The sequence below is a fragment of the Parafilimonas sp. genome (assembly GCF_051953455.1).
Taxonomy (GTDB): Bacteria; Bacteroidota; Bacteroidia; order Chitinophagales; family Chitinophagaceae; genus Parafilimonas.
Genome location: NZ_JBQCIT010000028.1, coordinates 1 through 20,243, shown reverse-complemented (window position 1 = coordinate 20,243; position 20,243 = coordinate 1). Strand labels below are relative to the sequence as shown.

At 38.5% G+C, this 20,243-nt stretch carries 11 protein-coding genes; 3 read left to right on the top strand and 8 right to left on the bottom strand.

Annotation, left to right across the window (positions count from 1 at the left end; all coding sequences use genetic code 11):
- Positions 1-97 precede the first annotated feature (97 nt).
- Positions 98-550 carry a VOC family protein gene (locus ACTHN6_RS11195; RefSeq protein ID WP_440435846.1) on the top strand — a complete coding sequence of 151 codons (453 nt, stop codon included), beginning with the start codon at positions 98-100 and terminating at the stop codon, positions 548-550.
- A gap of 51 nt (positions 551-601) precedes the next feature.
- Here ACTHN6_RS11195 and ACTHN6_RS11190 read toward each other — a convergent pair whose 3' ends face one another.
- From ACTHN6_RS11190 to ACTHN6_RS11155, 8 genes are all read right to left on the bottom strand, one after another.
- On the bottom strand, positions 602-727 hold the full coding sequence (locus tag ACTHN6_RS11190) for an MFS transporter (protein WP_440435874.1): 126 nt from the start codon (positions 725-727) through the stop codon (positions 602-604).
- 173 nt (positions 728-900) lie between these two features.
- Complete coding sequence (locus ACTHN6_RS11185; protein WP_440435845.1) at positions 901-3,279, bottom strand: ABC transporter permease; 2,379 nt, start codon at positions 3,277-3,279, stop codon at positions 901-903.
- A 49-nt stretch (positions 3,280-3,328) separates the two neighbouring features.
- Complete coding sequence (locus ACTHN6_RS11180) at positions 3,329-5,665, bottom strand: ABC transporter permease (protein ID WP_440435844.1); 2,337 nt, start codon at positions 5,663-5,665, stop codon at positions 3,329-3,331.
- Between the two features lie 105 nt (positions 5,666-5,770).
- The gene (locus ACTHN6_RS11175; protein WP_440435843.1) at positions 5,771-8,143 is read right to left on the bottom strand and encodes an ABC transporter permease; all 2,373 of its coding nucleotides are present in this window, start codon (positions 8,141-8,143) and stop codon (positions 5,771-5,773) included.
- A gap of 294 nt (positions 8,144-8,437) precedes the next feature.
- Complete coding sequence (locus tag ACTHN6_RS11170) at positions 8,438-9,757, bottom strand: sugar porter family MFS transporter (protein WP_440435842.1); 1,320 nt, start codon at positions 9,755-9,757, stop codon at positions 8,438-8,440.
- Between the two features lie 70 nt (positions 9,758-9,827).
- On the bottom strand, positions 9,828-12,689 hold the full coding sequence (locus ACTHN6_RS11165; RefSeq protein WP_440435841.1) for a sugar-binding domain-containing protein: 2,862 nt from the start codon (positions 12,687-12,689) through the stop codon (positions 9,828-9,830).
- A 65-nt stretch (positions 12,690-12,754) separates the two neighbouring features.
- The gene (locus ACTHN6_RS11160) at positions 12,755-14,950 is read right to left on the bottom strand and encodes an alpha-galactosidase (RefSeq protein ID WP_440435840.1); all 2,196 of its coding nucleotides are present in this window, start codon (positions 14,948-14,950) and stop codon (positions 12,755-12,757) included.
- Between the two features lie 34 nt (positions 14,951-14,984).
- The gene (locus tag ACTHN6_RS11155) at positions 14,985-18,368 is read right to left on the bottom strand and encodes a DUF5107 domain-containing protein (RefSeq protein ID WP_440435839.1); all 3,384 of its coding nucleotides are present in this window, start codon (positions 18,366-18,368) and stop codon (positions 14,985-14,987) included.
- Positions 18,369-18,529: 161 nt separating this feature from the next.
- Between ACTHN6_RS11155 and ACTHN6_RS11150 the strand changes: the two genes are divergently transcribed.
- Entirely contained in the window at positions 18,530-19,426 is an 897-nt protein-coding gene (locus ACTHN6_RS11150) for an AraC family transcriptional regulator (RefSeq protein ID WP_440435838.1), read from the top strand.
- Positions 19,427-19,596: 170 nt separating this feature from the next.
- On the top strand, positions 19,597-20,243 hold a 647-nt coding region (locus tag ACTHN6_RS11145), incomplete at its 3' end, for a carboxypeptidase-like regulatory domain-containing protein (protein WP_440435837.1).

Sequence of the window (20,243 nt, the reverse complement as noted above, 5' to 3'; positions counted from 1 at the left end):
TATCTTTAAGCACAGCAGTTGCTGCTCCATTTTCTGGCCGATGCACTTAATAAAAGGTACTTTTTGAATAAAAATTATCATTTTTAAAATAAAAAACATGGTAAAAAACAGGTTGCTAAGGATGGATAATGTTGGCATCGTTGTAGAATCGCTCGAAAAGGCCATCCCTTTTTTTCTTGAAATAGGGTTGAAGCTTGAAGGGCGGGCTACCATTGAAGGTGAATGGGCCGGCCGGGTTACCGGGCTAAGTTCACAGCGCGTAGAAATTGCTATGATGGTGACCCCGGATGGACATAGCCGCCTTGAGCTTTCACAATTTCTTGCCCCGGCCATTGCTTCAGATCATCGTTCAGCCCCGGTAAACTCGCTCGGCTATCTTCGCGTAATGTTTGCTGTTGAGGACGTAGATGAATTGCTGTCCAGGCTCGCCGGCCATGGTGCGCAACTTGTTGGTGAAGTAGTTCAGTACGAAAACGCTTATCGTCTTTGCTATATCCGCAGTGCCGAAGGACTTCTTATCGGGCTGGCAGAACAACTTAACAGTAAATGATAGCTCTTAACAGTAAATGATAGCTGGATAAAGTTTGCCTCCTGGTTTTGATCAATGAAAAACCGTTTCCAGTTCTTCAAGCGTTTTGCCCTTTGTTTCCTTTACTTTAAAATAAACAAAAACAAAACCTATCAGGCATATTGCTGAATAGATATAGAATGTTTTATCGCCAAGTATTGATTGAAAACATACATGCCAATCAGCAATGAAAAAGTGACTCCGATGGCCAGGTAAAAAAATTAAGATAGCAGGATGCTGCAGCTATCTTAAAATAATTTTTAAACATGCCTATAGGTTCAATAAATATGTTATAAGTTATATGAGACTGCCTGCCCTTGGCTGCTAACTATTCATTCCGTTCTTAAACTCTTCACCGGATTTGCTATAGCTGCTTTGATAGATTGAAAGCTTACTGTTATCAATGCAATTGTAATAGCCAATGATCCTGCAATAAAAAATATCATCCAGCTTATATTAATTCTGTATACATAATCTTGCAGCCATTTATTCATTGCATACCATGCAACTGGTGTTGCAATGATGATGGAAACAAAAACAAGTTTTATAAAATCGAGCGATAACAATTTCGTTATGTTGAAAGCAGTTGCGCCAAGTACTTTGCGTACGCCAATTTCTTTTATCCGGCTTTCAGCTACGTATGCAGACAAACCAAACAAACCTAAACATGAAATAAAAATGGCAAGGAATGCAAACAAGCCAGCCATTGTTTTAGTGCGTTGCTCATCATCAAATTTTTTTGCGTATTCTTCATCCACAAATTGGTAATCGAAAGGATAAGCCGGATTATATTTTTTAAATATCAACGCCGTTTTTGCAAGAGCATCGGTTGTTGAATAATTTGGATTGAATTTTATATGCATTGTATTAAACCATGAATTGCCAGGACCCAAAATGATCGTGGGAGGGATTCTTTCATAGGGAGAGCCTTCGACATAGTTCTTTACAACACCCACAACTCGCCAGTTTATTTTATCAAAAGGGTTATTGATTATTTGACCTACAGGGTTTTTAAAGCCCATTACTTTTACTGCTGTTTCATTCAGTAAAACGGAAAAACTATCTGTAGGATATTTATTGATATCAATATCTCTTCCTTCGATCAAATGTATGCCTGCAGTTTTTACAAGATCTGCATCTTCACTGTATAAAGTAATTGTTGTGTTGGTATCTGCCGGAGTTTCATTTGGCCATCTGAATCCCCATGAATGTGCTCCGCCTTCGGTTATGCCGGTCATGGTTTTTGTTACAGAAGATGCGATACCTGAATTGAGAATATCTTGTTTTATCAATGAATAATTTTTATCAATATCACCAACAAAATCTACCTGGATTAAATTATTGTTTGAATAACCTTTATCCCTGTCCTGTGCATATTGAAGTTGATTGCGCACAACAATGGTTGAGACGATTAAAATAATGGCGAAAGTAAATTGCAACACTACCAATACCTTTCGCGGAGATATGGCTGATTGCGTTTTCTTAAATTGTTTTTTAAATATGCTGACCGGTCTGAATGAAGAAAGATAAAATGCAGGGTAGCTTCCGGCGAGTAAGCTTGTTAATACTATAAAGCCACATGCACTGAGCCAGAAATAAAAATTATTATACGGAATGGAAAGTTGTGCATTGATTAACGTATCGAATGATGGCAATGTTAATTGAACGATCAGCAATGCAATTGCACCGGCAATGCATGCGGTTAGAAATGCTTCAACAATAAATTGACCGATCAATGAACTTTTTCCTGCGCCGGCAACTTTGCGAATTCCAACTTCCTTTGCACGTTTTTCACTTCTTGCCGTACTCAGGTTCATGAAATTGATACAGGCGATCAATAAAATAAATGCTGCAATAATTCCAAATACACGAACAGTATCAATGCGACCACCTGCAGGTTTTCCATTTTCAAAATTGCTGTACAAATGCCATTTGCTAAGCGGATAAATGAAATGTGTCCATACATCATTGCGACCTGACTGAACTTTGGTAACATTTTTTATTTTATCAGAAAAAGCATCTGCATTTACATTAGGTTTTAATTGAACAAAAGTGAATGTATTGTTACTAAGCCAATTGTCATTATTCCAACCGAGTTTTTTTAAATAATCCCACGATAATAAATACTCAAAATCAAATTCAGTGTTTGGCGGAAGATCTTTCAATACACCTGTCACTGTAAAATTATCAACGCTGTCTATCCGGATAATTTTTCCAATCGCCTCTTCATTACCAAATAATTTTTTTGCAAGTTTTTGTGTGATAGAAATTGAATAAACATTTTTTAACTGTTCATTTTTATTTCCTTCAATCAAAGGAAAAGTAAACATTTGCAAAAAGGATGGATCGACAAAGTCACCTTCAATGCCGGTAAAACTTTTATTATTTGCAGTAAACAAAAAGCTGTTAACATCGCTTACCCTTGTGGTTGCTTCTACCTCCGGATAATTTTGTTTTAAAAAAGGACCAATGGGTTGCGATACAATACCAATTTCCTGTTGATGTCCATCTACATTCGAACCTAACCCATACAACTGGTACAAATTATCTTTATTCGTGTGAAACTTATCAAAGCTTATTTCGTTTTGCAGCCATAATAAAATAAGTATTGCTCCTGCCATTCCAATGGCAAGACCACTAATATTGATAAGAGAAAAACTTTTTCCTCTCAATAAACTTCTCCACGCTGTTTTAAAATAATTTTTGAACATAGAAGTTGATTTTTGATGTCTCTATAAGTCATGAGCTTCATGATATTCACTATTCCGTTCTCAAGCTCTTCACTGGATTCGCTATTGCTGCTTTTATTGCCTGGAAACTTACTGTTATAAATGCAATCGCTGCAGACAAGCATCCTGCAATTACAAAAACCCAAATTGAAATGTTTACCCTGTAAGAATAAGAAGCGAGCCATTTATGCATTATCATCCACGCAACAGGTGAAGCAATCACAAATGAAATAAGCACTAACATCAAAAAGTCTTTTGATAATAATGCAACGATGCCTTGCACACTTGCGCCTAACACTTTTCGAACGCCAATTTCTTTGATGCGTGTTTGCGCAACGTAAGCAGCAAGTCCTAATAATCCGAGACAGGAAATGAAAATAGTAAGTGCTGCAAACAAGCCCGCTAATATTGCTGTTTGCTTTTCATCATGAAATTTCTTGTCGTATTCTTCATCATAAAAACGAACATTAAAAGGATATTGAGGATTATATTGCTGGAATACCCTTTCCGCTTTTTTAAGACTTGCTGCAATGGATGGATTAGGATTTAATTTAAAGTTGATAACATGACCACTAAATATCGGTCCGACAATAATCATTTGCTGAATGGGTTCATAAGGTGTACCCAAAATAAAATCTTTTATTATTCCAACTACATGCAAACTATCACTTCCATTTCTAATAATAGTACCGATCGGATTTTTCAAACGCATCGCTTTAACAGATGCTTCGTTCAATAAGCATGCACTTGAATCTGTTTTATATGTATATGCATCAATCCCGCGACCTTCAATTATTTTAACGCCGATTGCTTTTTGAAAATCTTCATCAGCACTAAACATATTAAAGTCAATCTTTTTATCATCTTCTGTGCTTCCATTCCATTCAAAACCCCAGCTATCACCCCAACTCTCCGTCATTGGTGCGCTTGTTTGCGCAACTGCAGTAGCAGCGCCGCTTGAAATCAAATCTCTTTTTATCAACTCATAATTTCTATGCGCATCACCAAATTCAATTATAAAAGCAAGATTATCTTTTGAATAACCCATATCTCTTTTTTGTGCGTAATCAATCTGGTTTTTTATAATCATGGTTGATATGATGAGCATAATTGCAAAAGTGAATTGCAATACAACAAGCACTTTACGTGGCGTAACAACTTTGTTAGAAGATTTGAAAGTGCCTTTTAAAACTTTTACCGGAAGGAATGATGAAAGATATAATGCAGGATAAATGCCGGCAATCAAACCTGTAAATAAAATAAAAGCCAATGCAAACAGCCAATTGCTTGCACTGTGAAAATCAATAAACAACTTTAAGCCTAACACATTATTATAAGCAGGTAACGCCAACTGAACAATCATGATGGCAAAAACTCCAGCTATTAAAGCGAGCAAAATACTTTCTGCAATAAACTGAACAACCAGTGCACTTCTTTGTGCACCTGCTACTTTTCGTATGCCTACTTCTTTACTACGTTTTTCACTTCGTGCAGTTGAAAGATTCATAAAGTTGATACAGGCAATAATTAAAATCAGTGCCGCAATAATTGCAAATAATCTTACACGCTCAATTCTTCCGCCAACATAATTTCCATTTTCTTCTTTATCGTACAACCAGGTGTCTTTTAATGCCTGTGTAAATACTTGCGTAGTTGATGGATAAGCTGTTCCCTTTGTATGCTCAATCGTGATGTTTTTAAGTTTCGTATCGAATGCTGCCTGTGATGCGTTTGGTTTTAATAAAATGTAAGTGAAAATGTTATTGTTGTTCCAGTTACTATCAATCATGTGTTTACGCACAGCATAATCCCACGGCAACACATATTCAAAGTTGAAACGTGTGTTAGAAGTTAAATCTTTCATTACGGCAGAAACAGTAAAATAATCAGAGCTGTCTATGCGAACTGTTTTACCAACAGCATTATCATTACCAAATAATTTTACTGCAAGTTGTTTGGTTAACACAATATTATTTGGTTTGCTCAAAGCTGTAGATGCATTGCCTTCCAGCAACGGAAAACTAAACATGTTAAAGAAACCTGTGTCAGCAAATTCACCATGTAAACTAAAATGCTTATCCCCTGCAGTTAATAAAAAGTTTGCAGCATATTCCTGCACCCGAACAACGTCTTCCACTTCAGGATAATCTTTTTTTACAGCCAGACCTAAAGGTGCGGGTGTTGTGTGCCACGCCATTATTTTGCCATTTACTTTATCGCGGTTGTTGGCAACATAAATACGATCTGTTTTTTTATAAAACCTGTCGTGGCTCAATTCGTTTTGTATCCATAATAAAATAAGAATAGCGCTTGCCATTCCAATGGTTAGACCAATGATGTTTATGAATGAATAAAATTTATTCTTCAATAAACTACGCCAGATTGTTTTGAAATAATTTTTGACCACGATTTATATAGTTTAGCTTACTAACCTGTTTTGCTTATTCCCATTGCCCACTCACCATTCACGTTTTCATTCCGCTCTCAAGCTCTTCACGGGATTTGCTAGCGCTGCTTTTATAGATTGAAAACTCACTGTTATTAATGCAATTAATAAAGCAATCAGCCCTGCCAATGCGAACATCCACCATTGTATGGTTGTCCTGTATGCATAGTCTTGCAGCCAATTATGCATGAACCACCATGCAATTGGAAAAGCAATGATGCACGAAACAGTAACCAATTGTAAAAATTCTTTTGCGAGTAATCCTGTAAGTCCTGCAACAGAAGCCCCTAATACTTTGCGCACACCAATTTCTTTTGTGCGGCGCTCTGCAGTGTATGCTGCTAACCCGAATAAACCAAGGCATGAAATAAGAATTGCGAGCATTGCAAACACACCGGCGAGTTTACCAATCAGTGTTTCAGAAGAAAACATTTCATCAAAATCTTTATCTGCAAAATGGTATTCAAACGGGAAGTCTGGATTTTCTGCTTTCAATACATCACCTGTTTTTTGTAAAGCCACAGAAAGATTTACGTTGGGCTTAAATAGCACCGCCATTACCGTAGATGAATAATTACCATTGAATAAAACAAGCGGCTTACCTTCACCATACACATCATTGTAAATAAAATCTTTTATAATGCCCACTACAGTTAAATTGTGTTTGCCTGTATTGATGATGCTTCCCAACTTGCCTTGCTTTCCCATGATCTTTGCCATACTTTCATTAATGATGACATTTGTGCTGTCTATATTGCCATCATAAAAATCCCTGCCATCCATCAACTTCATGCGCATAGTAGATAAATATTCAGCGCTTACCACATTTGAATGGACAGCCAACTTGCTGTTAGGATCTTTTCCCTTCCAGCTAAATCCATTTCCGTAACTATACACGTGCAATGCATCATGCAAACTCGTTGCAGCATTCTCAACGTAACCTGTTGCAATAAGATCATTTTTTATTTGGTTGAAATGATCTTTCATGTTGCCCTGCAGGTTCATGTAGATCAAATTGTTTTTATTATAACCAAGATCTCTGTCTCTTATATGCTGCACCTGTTTGTAGACAATAATGGTGGAAATGATGAGGATAACAGATGCAGTAAACTGCGTTATTACAAGACCTTTGCGAATGAAGATAACGGCGCCTGAACTTTTTAGCTTAATACCTTTTAATACCTTAACCGGGTTGAACGATGATAGATAAAATGCAGGATAGCTGCCCGCAATTAATCCGGCGATTAGACCAATGGCTAACAAACTGCTAATATGAAGGGGGTTCAATAAGTCAAGTGATAATTGTTTTTGAACAAGATTATTGTAAAAGGGTAATATCGCATACAACATAGCGACAGCAAGCAATACAGCAATAAACGACATTAATAAAGATTCGCTGATAAACTTTCCGATCAAACTTTTTTTGCCTGCGCCCATTACTTTAAGAACGCCCACTTCTTTAGCGCGTTGTTCAGAACGCGCAGTTGCGAGATTCATAAAATTGATGCATGCAATAAGCAGTATGATGAGCGCTATGGTTGAAAATAGTTTTACATATTTTATGTTACCGCCATCCTGCACACCGTTTACAAAATTATTGCGCAGGTGCCAATCGTTCATGCTGAACAAAAAACATTGGGCAGTGTTTCCATCAACCTTAGTGCTTAAATAGTTTTTTAATTTTTGATTGATGGATGCAGGATCAGCGGTTGGTGATAATTCAACAATTGTTTCTGTAAGATTATTGCTCCAGGGCTTTAACCATGTGTTTGCATCTTCCCAGGTTGTGTAGGGTGAAAGCCATTGAAATTTATAATAACAATTGGCAGGCAAATCTTTGAACACACCTGTTACTTTATATAATCCATCGACACTGTATGCGGCTTTTGCATTCATCTTTATCGTTTTGCCAACAGGATTGCTGTTGCCGAAAAATTTCTTAGACATTGATTCACTAATCACAACATCGTTAGGGTTATTTAGTGCTGAGGTTGCGTTTCCATAAATAAAAGATAATGTGTACATTGAAAGAACCGAAGGATCTGCGTACATCCCATTTTCTTTAATAGCTTTATCACCCACCATGGCCAGTTCGTCCATTGCCCAGCTAAGACGGCCACTATTAACAATGCCTGGAATATCAGCTTTCAATGCTGCAGCGAGGGGGCCAGGTGTAGAACCATTGGTAGATATGCCTGCATCATTTTTTTCATTTTGCATAACATGATATAGATAATCACGCTTCGCAAAATTGTGATTGAAGCTAACTTCATCTTCCACCCATAAAAAAATCAAAGCAGCACAGGTAATACCTACAGTCAACCCAAAAATGTTCAGGAAGCTGTACCCTTTACGCTTCCATAAATTTCTGAATGTGGTTTTGAAATAATTCTTAAACATAAAAGCCGATATATGATTTGGCTGATTTATCATTGTCACATTGTTTTATTCTACCGCCTTTCAAATCTGTTTACGAATACAGCAGCTTTAGTTTTACTAAAAGCACACTTAGCACTGCAATAAATTACAATGCCAATGCCAAGACATAAATGCCTGTTTTTAAATGATTTAGAAATGGATATCTAATAAACTGTCCGATACCGGACATTTTTTGCACGCACCTGAACATGCCGGAGAAGAAATATTAGGCCTCGGCGTAATCAAAACACTTGTTCCGATGATAACTCTTCAGGGTTAATGAAAAACCGTTTCCAGTTCTTCAAGCGTTTTGCCCTTTGTTTCCTTTACTTTAAAATAAACAAAAACAAAACCTATCAGGCATATTGCTGAATAGATATAGAATGTTTTATCGCCAAGTTTGTCAAACAAAACCGGGAATGTAAATACAAGAATGAAATAGGCAGCCCACAAACTTAATACGGCAATAGATGTTGCCACGCCACGCACTTTATTAGGAAATATTTCCGATATGAGTACCCACGTTACCGGTGCTAAACTCATTGCATATACGCCAATGGATGATAATAAAAACCATGATACCGTTGTTGAACCTGCGGCTAACATGCGTACAACAACAATATATAAAATACATAAGCCTGCCGAGCCGATAAGCATTAAAGGTTTGCGGCCAAGTTTATCCACCAGTAACATAGCGAGTAGTGTAAAAACGAGGTTTACTATGCCGATGAAAACGGTTTGTAATAATTGATTGTCCTGCGATACACCAATGCTTTGAAAGATGCGCGGTGTATAATTAAATACCACATTAATACCGCATAGCTGTTGAAAAACAGCAAGCCCGATCCCAATCATTACAGCAGGTAAAACACCTTTCTTAAATGCAGCGGCATAACCTTGTTTTGAATTTCCGGTTAATGATGATTGAATGGATGCCAAAGTAGTTTCTGCAAAAACATTGTTGCCAATCTTTCTTAAAACTTTTGCTGCTTCTTCTTTCCTTGAAACGTTTAAAAGCCATCGCGGGCTTTCAGGTAATGCCAATGCACCTATAAAAAATAATCCTGATGGAATTGTTCCGAGGCCAAACATCCAGCGCCATGCATCTTCGCCCATATTTCGTAAACTATAATTTACAATGTTGGTAATCAGAATCCCAATAACAATAGTAAGCTGGTTGATGGCGACCATCCTGCCCCTTACATCTGGCGGAGCAATTTCCGCGATATACATAGGCGAAAGCATGGATGCCATACCCACACCGATACCTGCCAAAAAACGTGATGCTATGAATATATCTTTATTAACCGAAAAGGCCATGCATAAAGATGATACAAAGAATAATGCCGCTGCAACGAGCAGGCCTTTTTTACGGCCTAATTTATCTGCAATATTGCCTGCTATTAAACAGCCAATAATAGCGCCCAGTGCGAGGCTGCCGGTTGCAAAACCTTCCCAGTAAGCATCTAAACCAAATTGCTGCTGCAGAAAAGGTAAAGCGCCTGCAATAACCGCAAAGTCAAACCCAAATAAATATCCTCCAAGCGCCGATATAAATGATATGCCGATTATATAAGTACTGTTATAATTTTTCATTCGTGTAATTTTTGTTTTTCAGCGGTCTCGCTGAACGCCTCATTGCGCGCCCTGCTTATCTATAAAATATTTACATGGGCGTTTCAGTCGTCAAACTTTGAATATTTTCAATACTTATCTGTTGTGTTGGATTGAATTTATCTGAAGCCATATATTTTTCTAAACTATACAATAACTGCCTTGCTTCAGGCCGTTCTTCCATATTTGCTGTGAGGTCAATGCCTGAAACAATCAACTTGCCTTTTCCAGCTTTGCATTCAAATAATAAACCTAATGGCCTTGCCGTAAACCAGTCATCAATTACCCTTACAATAGGCTGAATGTGCTTTGCAACACTATCCAGCATAATGGCATTGGAGTGGCTCGTGGCATCCCACCATTGATAATCTGAATAATATTCTGTTGGAAAATATTTTAAAGCCGCATGTTTTGGATTGCATAAAATACCAAGCGTATGCGGCGCCTGCCCATGCGTCCAGGCAGTATTCCAAAAAATGCTGGAAAAGCCAATGGGAATATCACCGCCTTTATTTTTTGCAAGTGTGCCCTGTTTTAAATTCAACAATACATTGCCGCCATTATTTAAAACCTGCAAAGCTTTTTCATCTAACGTTTGTGTTGTATAAACATTTTGCACTTCGGGTAATTGTTTGGGATATACAAAAATTTCCCAGGTGTTTTTATAATCATTTACACTTACTTCTACCGTTAATTGCTCAGCGGTTGTAACAGAAGACAGCGATGCTTTTATTTCGCCGATATTAATACCATTGCCGAAAGCAATATCAGCAGCATTTAATATTCCATGAAACAAAACTTTTTCTTCTTTATTTTTTATCAGCCAGCCTGCTTTACCATTTTTTATTTCTGCTTTGCCATAGTTGGCTATTTCAACCGGCGCTGAAATGGTTTCATCGTTGGTATATATCATTTTTGGAAACCTTACCAGCGGAACTACATTATTACAAAAACGGCTGTATTCTTTTCCATTAATGTAACCTTTATCGCCCCACATCGCATTTACCACGCCTACCAATGCTGTCCCCTGTCCCGGAAAATCATTCAAACCCAATAACTGGAAACCACCGAAACCTTTCGTGCGTAAGGCCGCTTCAATATCTGCTTTGTAACAAAGCGCCTGTAATTTTCCTGAGGCCAGCAGAAACGAATCTTCTAAATGTTGCATGCCGTGTTCCTTCAAAAAATCCCTGAATATCTCAAAGTTTTTTGCTTTTAATACACCGGTATATTTTTCTATTTCTTTAAAATCAGGATACACGCACCACTGTCCAATTTCATGGCTCACCGTTGGATGCTGCCATTTAGAAATAATGTTACTCCAGTCATAAGATGTGGATGGCGGCTGACTGTTGATAATACTTTTTAAACCTGCGCCCCACGCCTGTATGCGCGGATCGGGTGTACTGTTATAATCATTTTCATCAATCACCGGCCAGCCACTTGCAGAAGTGTATAAATGCCGGTTATCTTTTTGCTTCCAGTATTCAACAAACTTTGTAAGATATTCTTTATGATGTTTGCCCGCCGGTTCATTACCATACGTCATCATACAAAAGGAAGGATGGTTACCGAAGTTGTTTATAATGCGTTCGCTTTCGTTATAAATAAAAGTATCAAGCGGTGCGCCATCACCAATAGTTGCGCCCTGATTTGCCCACGATGAGCATTCAACCTGTAAATAAAATCCTGCACTGTCGGCTGCATCAAAAGCCGCTTCCGGCGGGCACCAGGAATGAAAGCGCAGATGATTTAATCCGTAGGATTTAGCAACTGTGAATATATTTTTCCAGAAATCATTTTCTGTTGAAGGATAACCGGTAACTGGTGTAACGGCGCACTCCAAAGTACCGCGTAAAAATATGGGTCGGCCATTGATGATAAACTGTGTTTTATCTGTTACAAATTCCCGCATGCCGAAGGCAATATCTTTTTCATCACTTTCATTGCCCGATTGCAAACTGATATGCATGTTATATAAATCAGGATTGAATTCATCCCACAGCAAAGGCGCATTACCCATTGGATACGTAATGCTGATGCTGCCCGTATTTTCTTTTAAATCTTTTTCAACAGATAAAGCTTTTAATGTTTCCGCATTTTTATTGCCTGATGTTGCTTTTAAATTGATTTGTGCTTTTATCAACGCGTTATTATTCTTTTTATAATCAATTACAGCAGTGACCTGCTTTTTATGAATATCAGGAAAGAGTTTTACGTTTTCAATATGCAATACCGGTTGTTCTATCAGCATTAGTTTACCAACCATGCCATTCCAGTTGCTTTGCGTATGATCTGAAATACTGTGTGAATTTGAACCTACATTTACTTCATGAACGCGGTTATCAACACAAATGGTAATGCGGTGTTTTCCCGGTGAAAGCAGTGCCGACAGGTCATATTCATGCGGAGCGCCAAGACTCATTTGTGAATTTGTTTTGCCGCCATCAACCCAAACCGTGGTTTTCCAATGGCATCTCTCTAAAAACAATGTTATATGTTTTTTATTCCATGATGCAGGGATGGTTACTTCTTTCTGATACCATGCTGCACCTTTATAATACTTTGTTGGCTGCAGCCAAAAAGGAATTTTGAAATTGCCTGGTTCCCGGTATTTTGCATATTCCGGATTTTTAAAAAAAGAAGAATCAACAATATCGCCTGTCCAGTGTGTATTTATGGAAATATCGCTGCCAATATTGTTGGTGGTTAAGGAACCCGGCAGCACAATTTTATCAGCCAGGTTTTTATTGAACCATTCTTCTTTTTCCCCGGCATCGGTACTGTCTAATTTAAAATACCATGTTCCCTTAAGGTCAATAACATTACCAGGTGACTGTTGCGCCAATACTGAATAAGAAGCTATCAGTTGAATGGCAATAAATAACGGTAAATACTTTTTAATAAACAGCATGCAAAACGTTTTATTGGTTAATTAATCCTAAAGTATAAATAGTACCTGGCGCTATATGCTTTTGGCTACTTGTTTACTTCCTGCACATCAAGGATCAAACTTTTATAAGCACCTTTCAGCGGCCAGGCAATACCGATGCTCATTAAAAAATCTCCTTTATAAACCTGGTTATCCAATTGTGGTATTTTATAAAAGGCTTCTGCGTTCAGGCCCTGTAATTTTAAAGATTGATCAGCGCTTGTTCCAGCTATACTTCCATCCAGGTATTCTGCCATGTTATAACAAAATACCACTGCCGAAGAACGGTTGGCTGATACATATTCCAGGGATGTTTTGTTTTCTTTAAAAGGAGATTTTAAACGATATAAATTTCCAAGCTGAACCAGCGAACGGATTTCTTTATAACGTGCAATTTTTTCTCTGGCAATTTTCTTTTCTTCATCGTTCCATTTTGTAATATCGGTGCCAACACCTAAAACACCAGCCATGGAAACGTCAAACCTGTAATCGAGTGGAGGACTTTGTTTATGCCAGTCTTCATCTGTAACCCAGGCCACCATGGTGTTTGCGGGAAAAGCGCTTAGAAAACCATACTGTATAAACAAACGGTCCACAGGATCTGTGTTATCACTTGCCCAGGCCTGGTCCATGCGGGATAACATGCCCAGGTCAACGCGTCCACCGCCGCTTGAACAATCTTCAAACTGTACATCAGGAAAACGGCTGCGCAGCGTATCTATCAGCCTGTATAAATTATCTATATACCTTACGCGCACTTCCCGTTGCATTTCTATTGGCGCATCTGCCCAGCCGGGTTCTGTGAGCGTACGGTTATGATCCCATTTAATAAATTTGATATTGTTTTCATCCAGCAGGGCAGTAAAAGATTTTAACAGGTATTGAAATACATCTTCCCTGGCTAAGTTTAACATAAGCTGGTTGCGCATTTCATGCGATGTGCGATGTGGAAAAGAGAAGGCCCAGTCAGGATGTGCCCGGTAAAGATCGCTGTTGGGATTTACCATTTCCGGTTCAATCCAGATACCGAAATCCATTCCCATATCATTTATCTTTTTTATCATCGGTTGCAAACCGTTCGGAAATTTTTTCTTATCAACCGTCCAGTCGCCCAGGCCTCCTTTGTCATCAATACGTCCTTTAAACCAGCCATCATCAATCACAAACAATTCAATACCTATATCTTTAGCCACTTTTGCAAGTGCAAGCTGCTGTTCTTCGTTTACATTAAAAGTAGTGGCATACCAACTGTTATATAGTACCGGCTTTGGTTTATCTTTCCATTGCTTTGGTAAAATTGTTTTGGCTATATAATTTCTTAAGCTTTCAGAAGCACCTTCACTGCCTGAATTTGTAAAACCTGCAATAAATTTTGGTGACTTCAATATTGTTCCGGGCTTAAGGGTCCATTTAGTATCCCAGAAATTAATGCCACCAATTATTTGTAACCTGTCATTATAACCCATATCAAAGTCTATACGCCAGTTGCCACTATATTGCAGTGTGCCAAACCAAGCCGCACCGCTTGTATTTTGCTGTGTAGTTGCAGGCCTCACCATAAACCAGTTAGGATTAGTGAATGATTTAAAATCCCTTGCCTGCAGTGTTTTTGTTCCGGTGGTTAATGCGGTGCTTTGTAGCTGAAATTCATGTCCCCAACTGCCTGCCATATGCGTAAGTATGTATTGATTAGCGGGCAGGCTTATGGAAGCCGACTGCAGATTTTCAATATTGATATCAGATTTTTTTCCCGTGTTTTTTACTTCAACCCATTTTTCTATAATATCAAATTCAGGTAACACGCGTATATAGGAAGTTACTTCCAAAGGATAGTAAACATCTTTCTGTAATATTCTTAAGGTTTGCCTGCCATTAACCGATAGAATAGCAGCATCCGCAAAAATTAATCCGCAGTCTCTCACACCATCTGAGAATACCGCTTCCAGCAGGGGCGTTTTGTTGGCAAAAGCGCCCCTTACCGGTATCTCATCCATATTATCAACCCACTGCGGGTTTTTTTGTTTGAAAGAAGATTGCTCATTAGGCCCGTAATATACCTGTTGTACTTTGTTATCCTTTGTCAGGATCAATTGATATGCGGATGATTTTGTATGAATGATCCATCCCCTGGGATTATCCGTTTCAGCAATAACATCACCATCCGGTTTTTTTTGATTGCCTGCATGTACATATTGAAAACATATGCATAAAGCACACACACAAATGGCAGCAAATAACTTCATGATATTTTATTTAATATGGCTGTATAATTTTAAATTATGATGTGGTTTGATGAATGGCTGTTGTTTGTTGTATAAAATGTATCATGCGCAGGTAAATTGCCGCGCCCTGGTGATTGATATCTTTTTCCAACACCTTTTCAAGAAAGGACTTGCCCTTTTCATAATTACCCAGGCCGATATTGCCCAGCCCGGTTAAATAATCACAATGCTGCCTGTTGCGTTTGTTCAGGTCAATATCAAACACCAGCATATCAGGCAAGGAAACCGCGAAATAATCAATGCGCATTTCATCGTTTATATGGTCTTCGGCAAATTGTATAAACCTGTTGAAGATGCTCCGGGCTTTTGCAGGATCGCCTAATTTTATCCATGCCAAGGCCTGGTAAAATATCTTATCCGGTTGCGGATCGTTATAATAAATTGCCTGTACGGGTTCGCTTATGCCAATGGTTGCTTTTTTAAACAATGCAACTGCTTTTTCTTTTACATTCAGGCCTTCGTAAGCACAGGCCGTTAAATAATCCAGGTCGTTTTCCTGCACGCCATATAATTTTCCTTCGCCTAAATTATCAGGATAGTTTCTTGCTGCATTTAATAGCATCAATGCGTCATTATACTGCTGGTTTAATATCGCCTGTTTTGCCAGCTCTGTATGGCATATCAGATACTGGCCCGTTACTTTTCCTTCACCGCCTTCCCATGGGTGAAACTGCCTTTCGGCCAATAGTTGTTTTGCTTTAGTGTGATGCTGAAGATTGTTGTATAAAGTAATTCTTTCGATATATAAATCATCTCTTTGCTCAACAAGCTGTATATATTTTTCAAGCAGGTTCAGCCTTTCTTTAAAAGGCCTGTTTAAAATTTTATAGAACTGATCAAGTTCCATCAAAACCCTTGCATCTGTATCATCTGATTCAAATGCTTTCTCCAGGTATTGCAGTGCTTTTTGCGGGTTGTTTCTTTTATTGAAATAAGCAATGGCGAGGTTACGGTATGGCGTTGCAAAATTGTTGTCAAGCCGGATGCATCTGTCCCAGCATTCAATCGCTTCGTCATACTGCCGTTTATCATACCAGAGATTGCCCAGGTAATAACTGGCTTTTGTATCCGAAGGGTTTATTACAATAGCAGCCTGGAGGATGATTATTTCTTCGATTTTATTAGGGAAGACAATAGAAGCACTATGGCTGGCAGCTGCTTCAAAATATTTTAATGCTTCTTCGGTATTGCCGTTTTGCTTATGCAGCCATCCAAGGTAGTAATGTACCATCGGCGTTATTATTCCTGTTGTATTCTTCTGCTCTGAACGGTGAATGATGTACGATGAAAGCAAGGCGATAGCATCTTCATACATGCCGGCGTGTGCATACTGTAAAGCAAGTTCCAGGAAATTATTTTCTGCATAGCGCATTAACTGAAACAGACTGTTTAATGAAGCGTCAGGTTGGCTGGCTGCGTCATCAGAAGTCTGGCACCTTTCGGCCAGGTATTTTTCATAAATGCAGCCAAAATTGAATGCATCAATTCTTATGCTTTCATCACACAGCGTAATGCAGTCCTTCAATAATTTTTTCTTTCGCAGCAAAGCTGCTTTTAAATGCCTTGTGGTATTGCTGTGATAATTTTTTATCAGTGATTTTTCGGCTAACTGTAATGCATCACCGGTTTTGTGTTGATGTGCCGCAATCCTTGCCAGCCATAAAAATGCAGCATGCTGCCAGGCATCATTCCATGTGGCTTTGAAAAAAGCATCATAAGCTTCGTTATATTGTTCCTGCAATGCAAGGCTTAACCCAAGGTTATAATAAGGCTCACCATTATATGGATTAGGGTTGCGTTTCGTAAGCGTTGCAATAGCTGTTTTAAAATAAGGTGCTGCTTTTGCAAACTGCCCGCGGCGCAATAACAGCAGCCCTTTCGCATTGTTGCAACGTACATCGCCCGGACTTCTTTTTAATCCTTCATCATAATAATCCATCGGATTAAATGTTGCATGCCGGTATTGTTCCAGGTGCAAACCGTTTAAAAATAGATCTTCAACCTGTTCAATTTCCTGCGGCAATTTTGCTGCAGTAGCCGCCGCAGGTATTTCTTTTTTATTTACAGGCAAAGGCTGATAAGAAACCAGCCCGTTTCCATTATTATCCAATACGCTTACCTTCCAGTTTGTTTTATCATCTTTTGCTGTTACAATAATTGTTTCATTGAAAATGCCTGCGGGCGATAGATCAGCGATAAATCTTTTTACTTCTACCTCATCACACAAAACAATTATTAAGGCATTATTGTACACTGAGGTGGCATAAACTTTTATGTTTAATGCCTTGTCATTCCATTCAACATTTATAGCTGCATCCTTTGTCGCATTTTTTACATACCCAATGCTGTGATAGGGCATAAAGTATTGCGTGAATGTTTTTATTTCATTGGGCTGCATCCACGAAAAATCCGGCTGGTTATCGGTAAATACGCCGGTCATTAATTCAATGTACGGCCCGTCTTCATCGGTTAATTGTTTGTCCCATGCATAACCAAAATCACCGTTGCCCCATGTCCATTGTTTTTTGCCCGGCGATATATGGTGATCGGCTACATGCAGCATGCCGGCCTGTGTATCATTTTCATAACAACCCATAAAATCATATTGCGATTGAATGGCCATATAAGATGTGGGAACAGGAATGTTTTTGTATTTTGAAATATCAGTGCCCGGTGCATAATTTACTTTATAATAAGTGCCTGTTGCGATGGGAAAATCACTTACATCGCGTTTGCCATGATCGAACACCGCATATACATCCGGCGGAAAAACAGATTGATAATTGTCGTTCACTTTCACTGCTGGGTTAGCCCACCATAAAAATGTTTGGGGTAAGGAAGTGCCGTTAAATAACCTGCCCTTTATTTCCAGGTAAGCTTTATCAGGATATAATGTGAAACCGGCCATGCCCTTTGTGCGAAACATCATTTCCGTTTCATTTACCCAAACTGTTTTGCTGCCGTCTTCAAATGCTTCAAAAGTGAAATCAACAGCGCTGAATGTGCTTGGCCTGTGGTGTTGCGGCCAGTTAAATTCAATACCGCCGGATATCCACGGGCCTGCAAGCCCTACCAATGCCGGTTTTATAACCTGGTTATAGTAAACAAAATCACGTTGTTTCACTTTATCATAAGCCCGTTGAATGCGCCCGCCGAGTTCAGGCAGTATCATAATCTTTAAATAGTTGTTTTCTATAAACACAGCTTCATATTCTTTATCAATCTTTTCATTGCTGATGCTTTCAATAACCGGATGTGGATAAACCACGCCGCTGCTGCCCTGGTACACACGTTTCTCTAAAAACATCGGGTTCTTTTCAGGCTTGCCCGCCTCATACGTAGGAATAAAAATTTTCTCAACCCAGGCTTCTACATTCATATAGAAAGAAATTTATTTTAAGGTTTAACCGTTACTGTTAATGGCAGCAATTAAGAGGCATTGATGTAGGCCGAAATTCGATGTTATTAATAAAAAAAAAATAGTGAATTTTATGATAATGATGGATTATTTAACGGTTGCTTTTTTTATGATTCAGCAATATGAAAACTAAAAACGAAAGAATAAAACATGGGTTCAAGGGCCAGCAAATGATTGTGCTGCCAAGGAAGATTGTTTCTGATTTTCTAACAAAGGATCCACTAACAAAAGGTATATATATTACAGATATAGGTTATTATCCAAAGGCTATTCACCATTATGTAGAGCGGGAAAAGGGCATCAACCAGCATATTCTTATTTATTGTGTGGAAGGATATGGCTGGGTGGAGATAAATGGTAAACAAATACTGATTGAACCTTCTCAATACATAACCATCCCGGCCAATGAACCGCATATTTATGCCGCTGATGAAGAAGACGCATGGACAATTTACTGGGTGCATTTTAACGGTACGCTTGCCAAACATATTGTTGAACTCATAATAAAGCATTCAAAAGATTATAAACCATACCTCGCATATAATGAAAACAGGATAAAGCTTTTTGAAGATATCTACGAACAATTGGACAGGGGGTACAGCGACGATACTTTGCGTTATGTAAATATGATTTTCTACCATTTCCTGTCTTCCTTATTATATGAAGAAAAATTTAATGGCACACAAACCAATAAACTCAATGCGGTTTCTACTGCCATAGAGCTTATGAAGCAAAGATTAGGGGAGGTGCTTGCCTTATGCGACCTGGCGGATACTTCCAATCTTTCGGTGTCGCATTTTTCAACTGTCTTTAAAAATGAAACAGGATATTCCCCCATAGATTATTTCAACCATCTTAAAATTCAAAAGGCCTGCCAGTATTTACTTTTTACCAATATGAGCATCAAAGAAATCTCATTTAGCCTCGGTATAGAAGATCAATATTATTTTTCAAGAATGTTTTCCAAACTTATGAATGTTTCACCAAAAGAATACCGCAACAGAAATAAGAGTTATTAGTGTTTACAGGCGTTTCAGCGCAATATCCTGATGAAATGAAATAACATTATGTAGTTTTTACACTTATTGGCATTTGCTTTTTGTACCAAAAAATAATCCATCTTTTTAAATAAAATATCCATTTAAAAGGCTTGCTGTTAACTGTTATTTTGAATACTAATCTTTTGCTTATGCCAAGAAATATCACTATCCTCAATTATGCTAAGCTGCTTTACCTGAAACGAATTTTATTGCTCTTTTTTGTTTGTTCATATTTAAATACTTATGCGCAGTCACCCGTGCAGGTAAAGGGTGTTATTGTAGATGAAAAGAATATGCCGGTTGCCGATGCCAGTATTCGTGTAAAAAATAAAAATACCGGCACCATCAGCGACAGCACCGGGCATTTTACCATTTCAGTACCTGATAAGACTGCTGTGCTGGTAATATCCGATATCGGTTTCAAAACGCAGGAAGTTGCCATACCTGAAAGCGGTGAAATAACCGTGCAGTTAATAGGAGAAAACAGTATGTTGAGTGATGTGGTGGTAGTAGGTTATGGCACACAAAAAAGAACATCGCTTACTGCTGCTGTATCAAGCCTTAAAGGCGATGAAATAAAAAGCACGCCGGTTGCCAACATCAGCAATGCGTTGGGCGGCCGTGTGGCGGGTGTTCTTTTTAAGCAGGGCAGTGGTGAACCCGGCTATGATGGTTCAACCATTTTAATACGTGGCTTTAGCACCACGGGCAATACCGCACCGTTGGTAATTGTGGATGGTGTGCCGCGTAGTTTTCAGCAACTCGATCCGAATAGTGTTGCCAGTTTTACCATATT

What these genes read in the sequence shown, in the direction of transcription:
- ACTHN6_RS11175 (WP_440435843.1), bottom strand. Translation starts at nt 8,143, where the DNA reads ATGTTTAAGAATTATTTCAAAACCACATTCAGAAATTTATGGAAGCGT.
- ACTHN6_RS11170 (WP_440435842.1), bottom strand. Translation starts at nt 9,757, where the DNA reads ATGAAAAATTATAACAGTACTTATATAATCGGCATATCATTTATATCG.
- ACTHN6_RS11150 (WP_440435838.1), top strand. Translation starts at nt 18,530, where the DNA reads ATGAAAACTAAAAACGAAAGAATAAAACATGGGTTCAAGGGCCAGCAA.
- ACTHN6_RS11155 (WP_440435839.1), bottom strand. Translation starts at nt 18,368, where the DNA reads ATGAATGTAGAAGCCTGGGTTGAGAAAATTTTTATTCCTACGTATGAG.
- ACTHN6_RS11185 (WP_440435845.1), bottom strand. Translation starts at nt 3,279, where the DNA reads ATGTTCAAAAATTATTTTAAAACAGCGTGGAGAAGTTTATTGAGAGGA.
- ACTHN6_RS11160 (WP_440435840.1), bottom strand. Translation starts at nt 14,950, where the DNA reads ATGAAGTTATTTGCTGCCATTTGTGTGTGTGCTTTATGCATATGTTTT.
- ACTHN6_RS11195 (WP_440435846.1), top strand. Translation starts at nt 98, where the DNA reads ATGGTAAAAAACAGGTTGCTAAGGATGGATAATGTTGGCATCGTTGTA.
- ACTHN6_RS11165 (WP_440435841.1), bottom strand. Translation starts at nt 12,689, where the DNA reads ATGCTGTTTATTAAAAAGTATTTACCGTTATTTATTGCCATTCAACTG.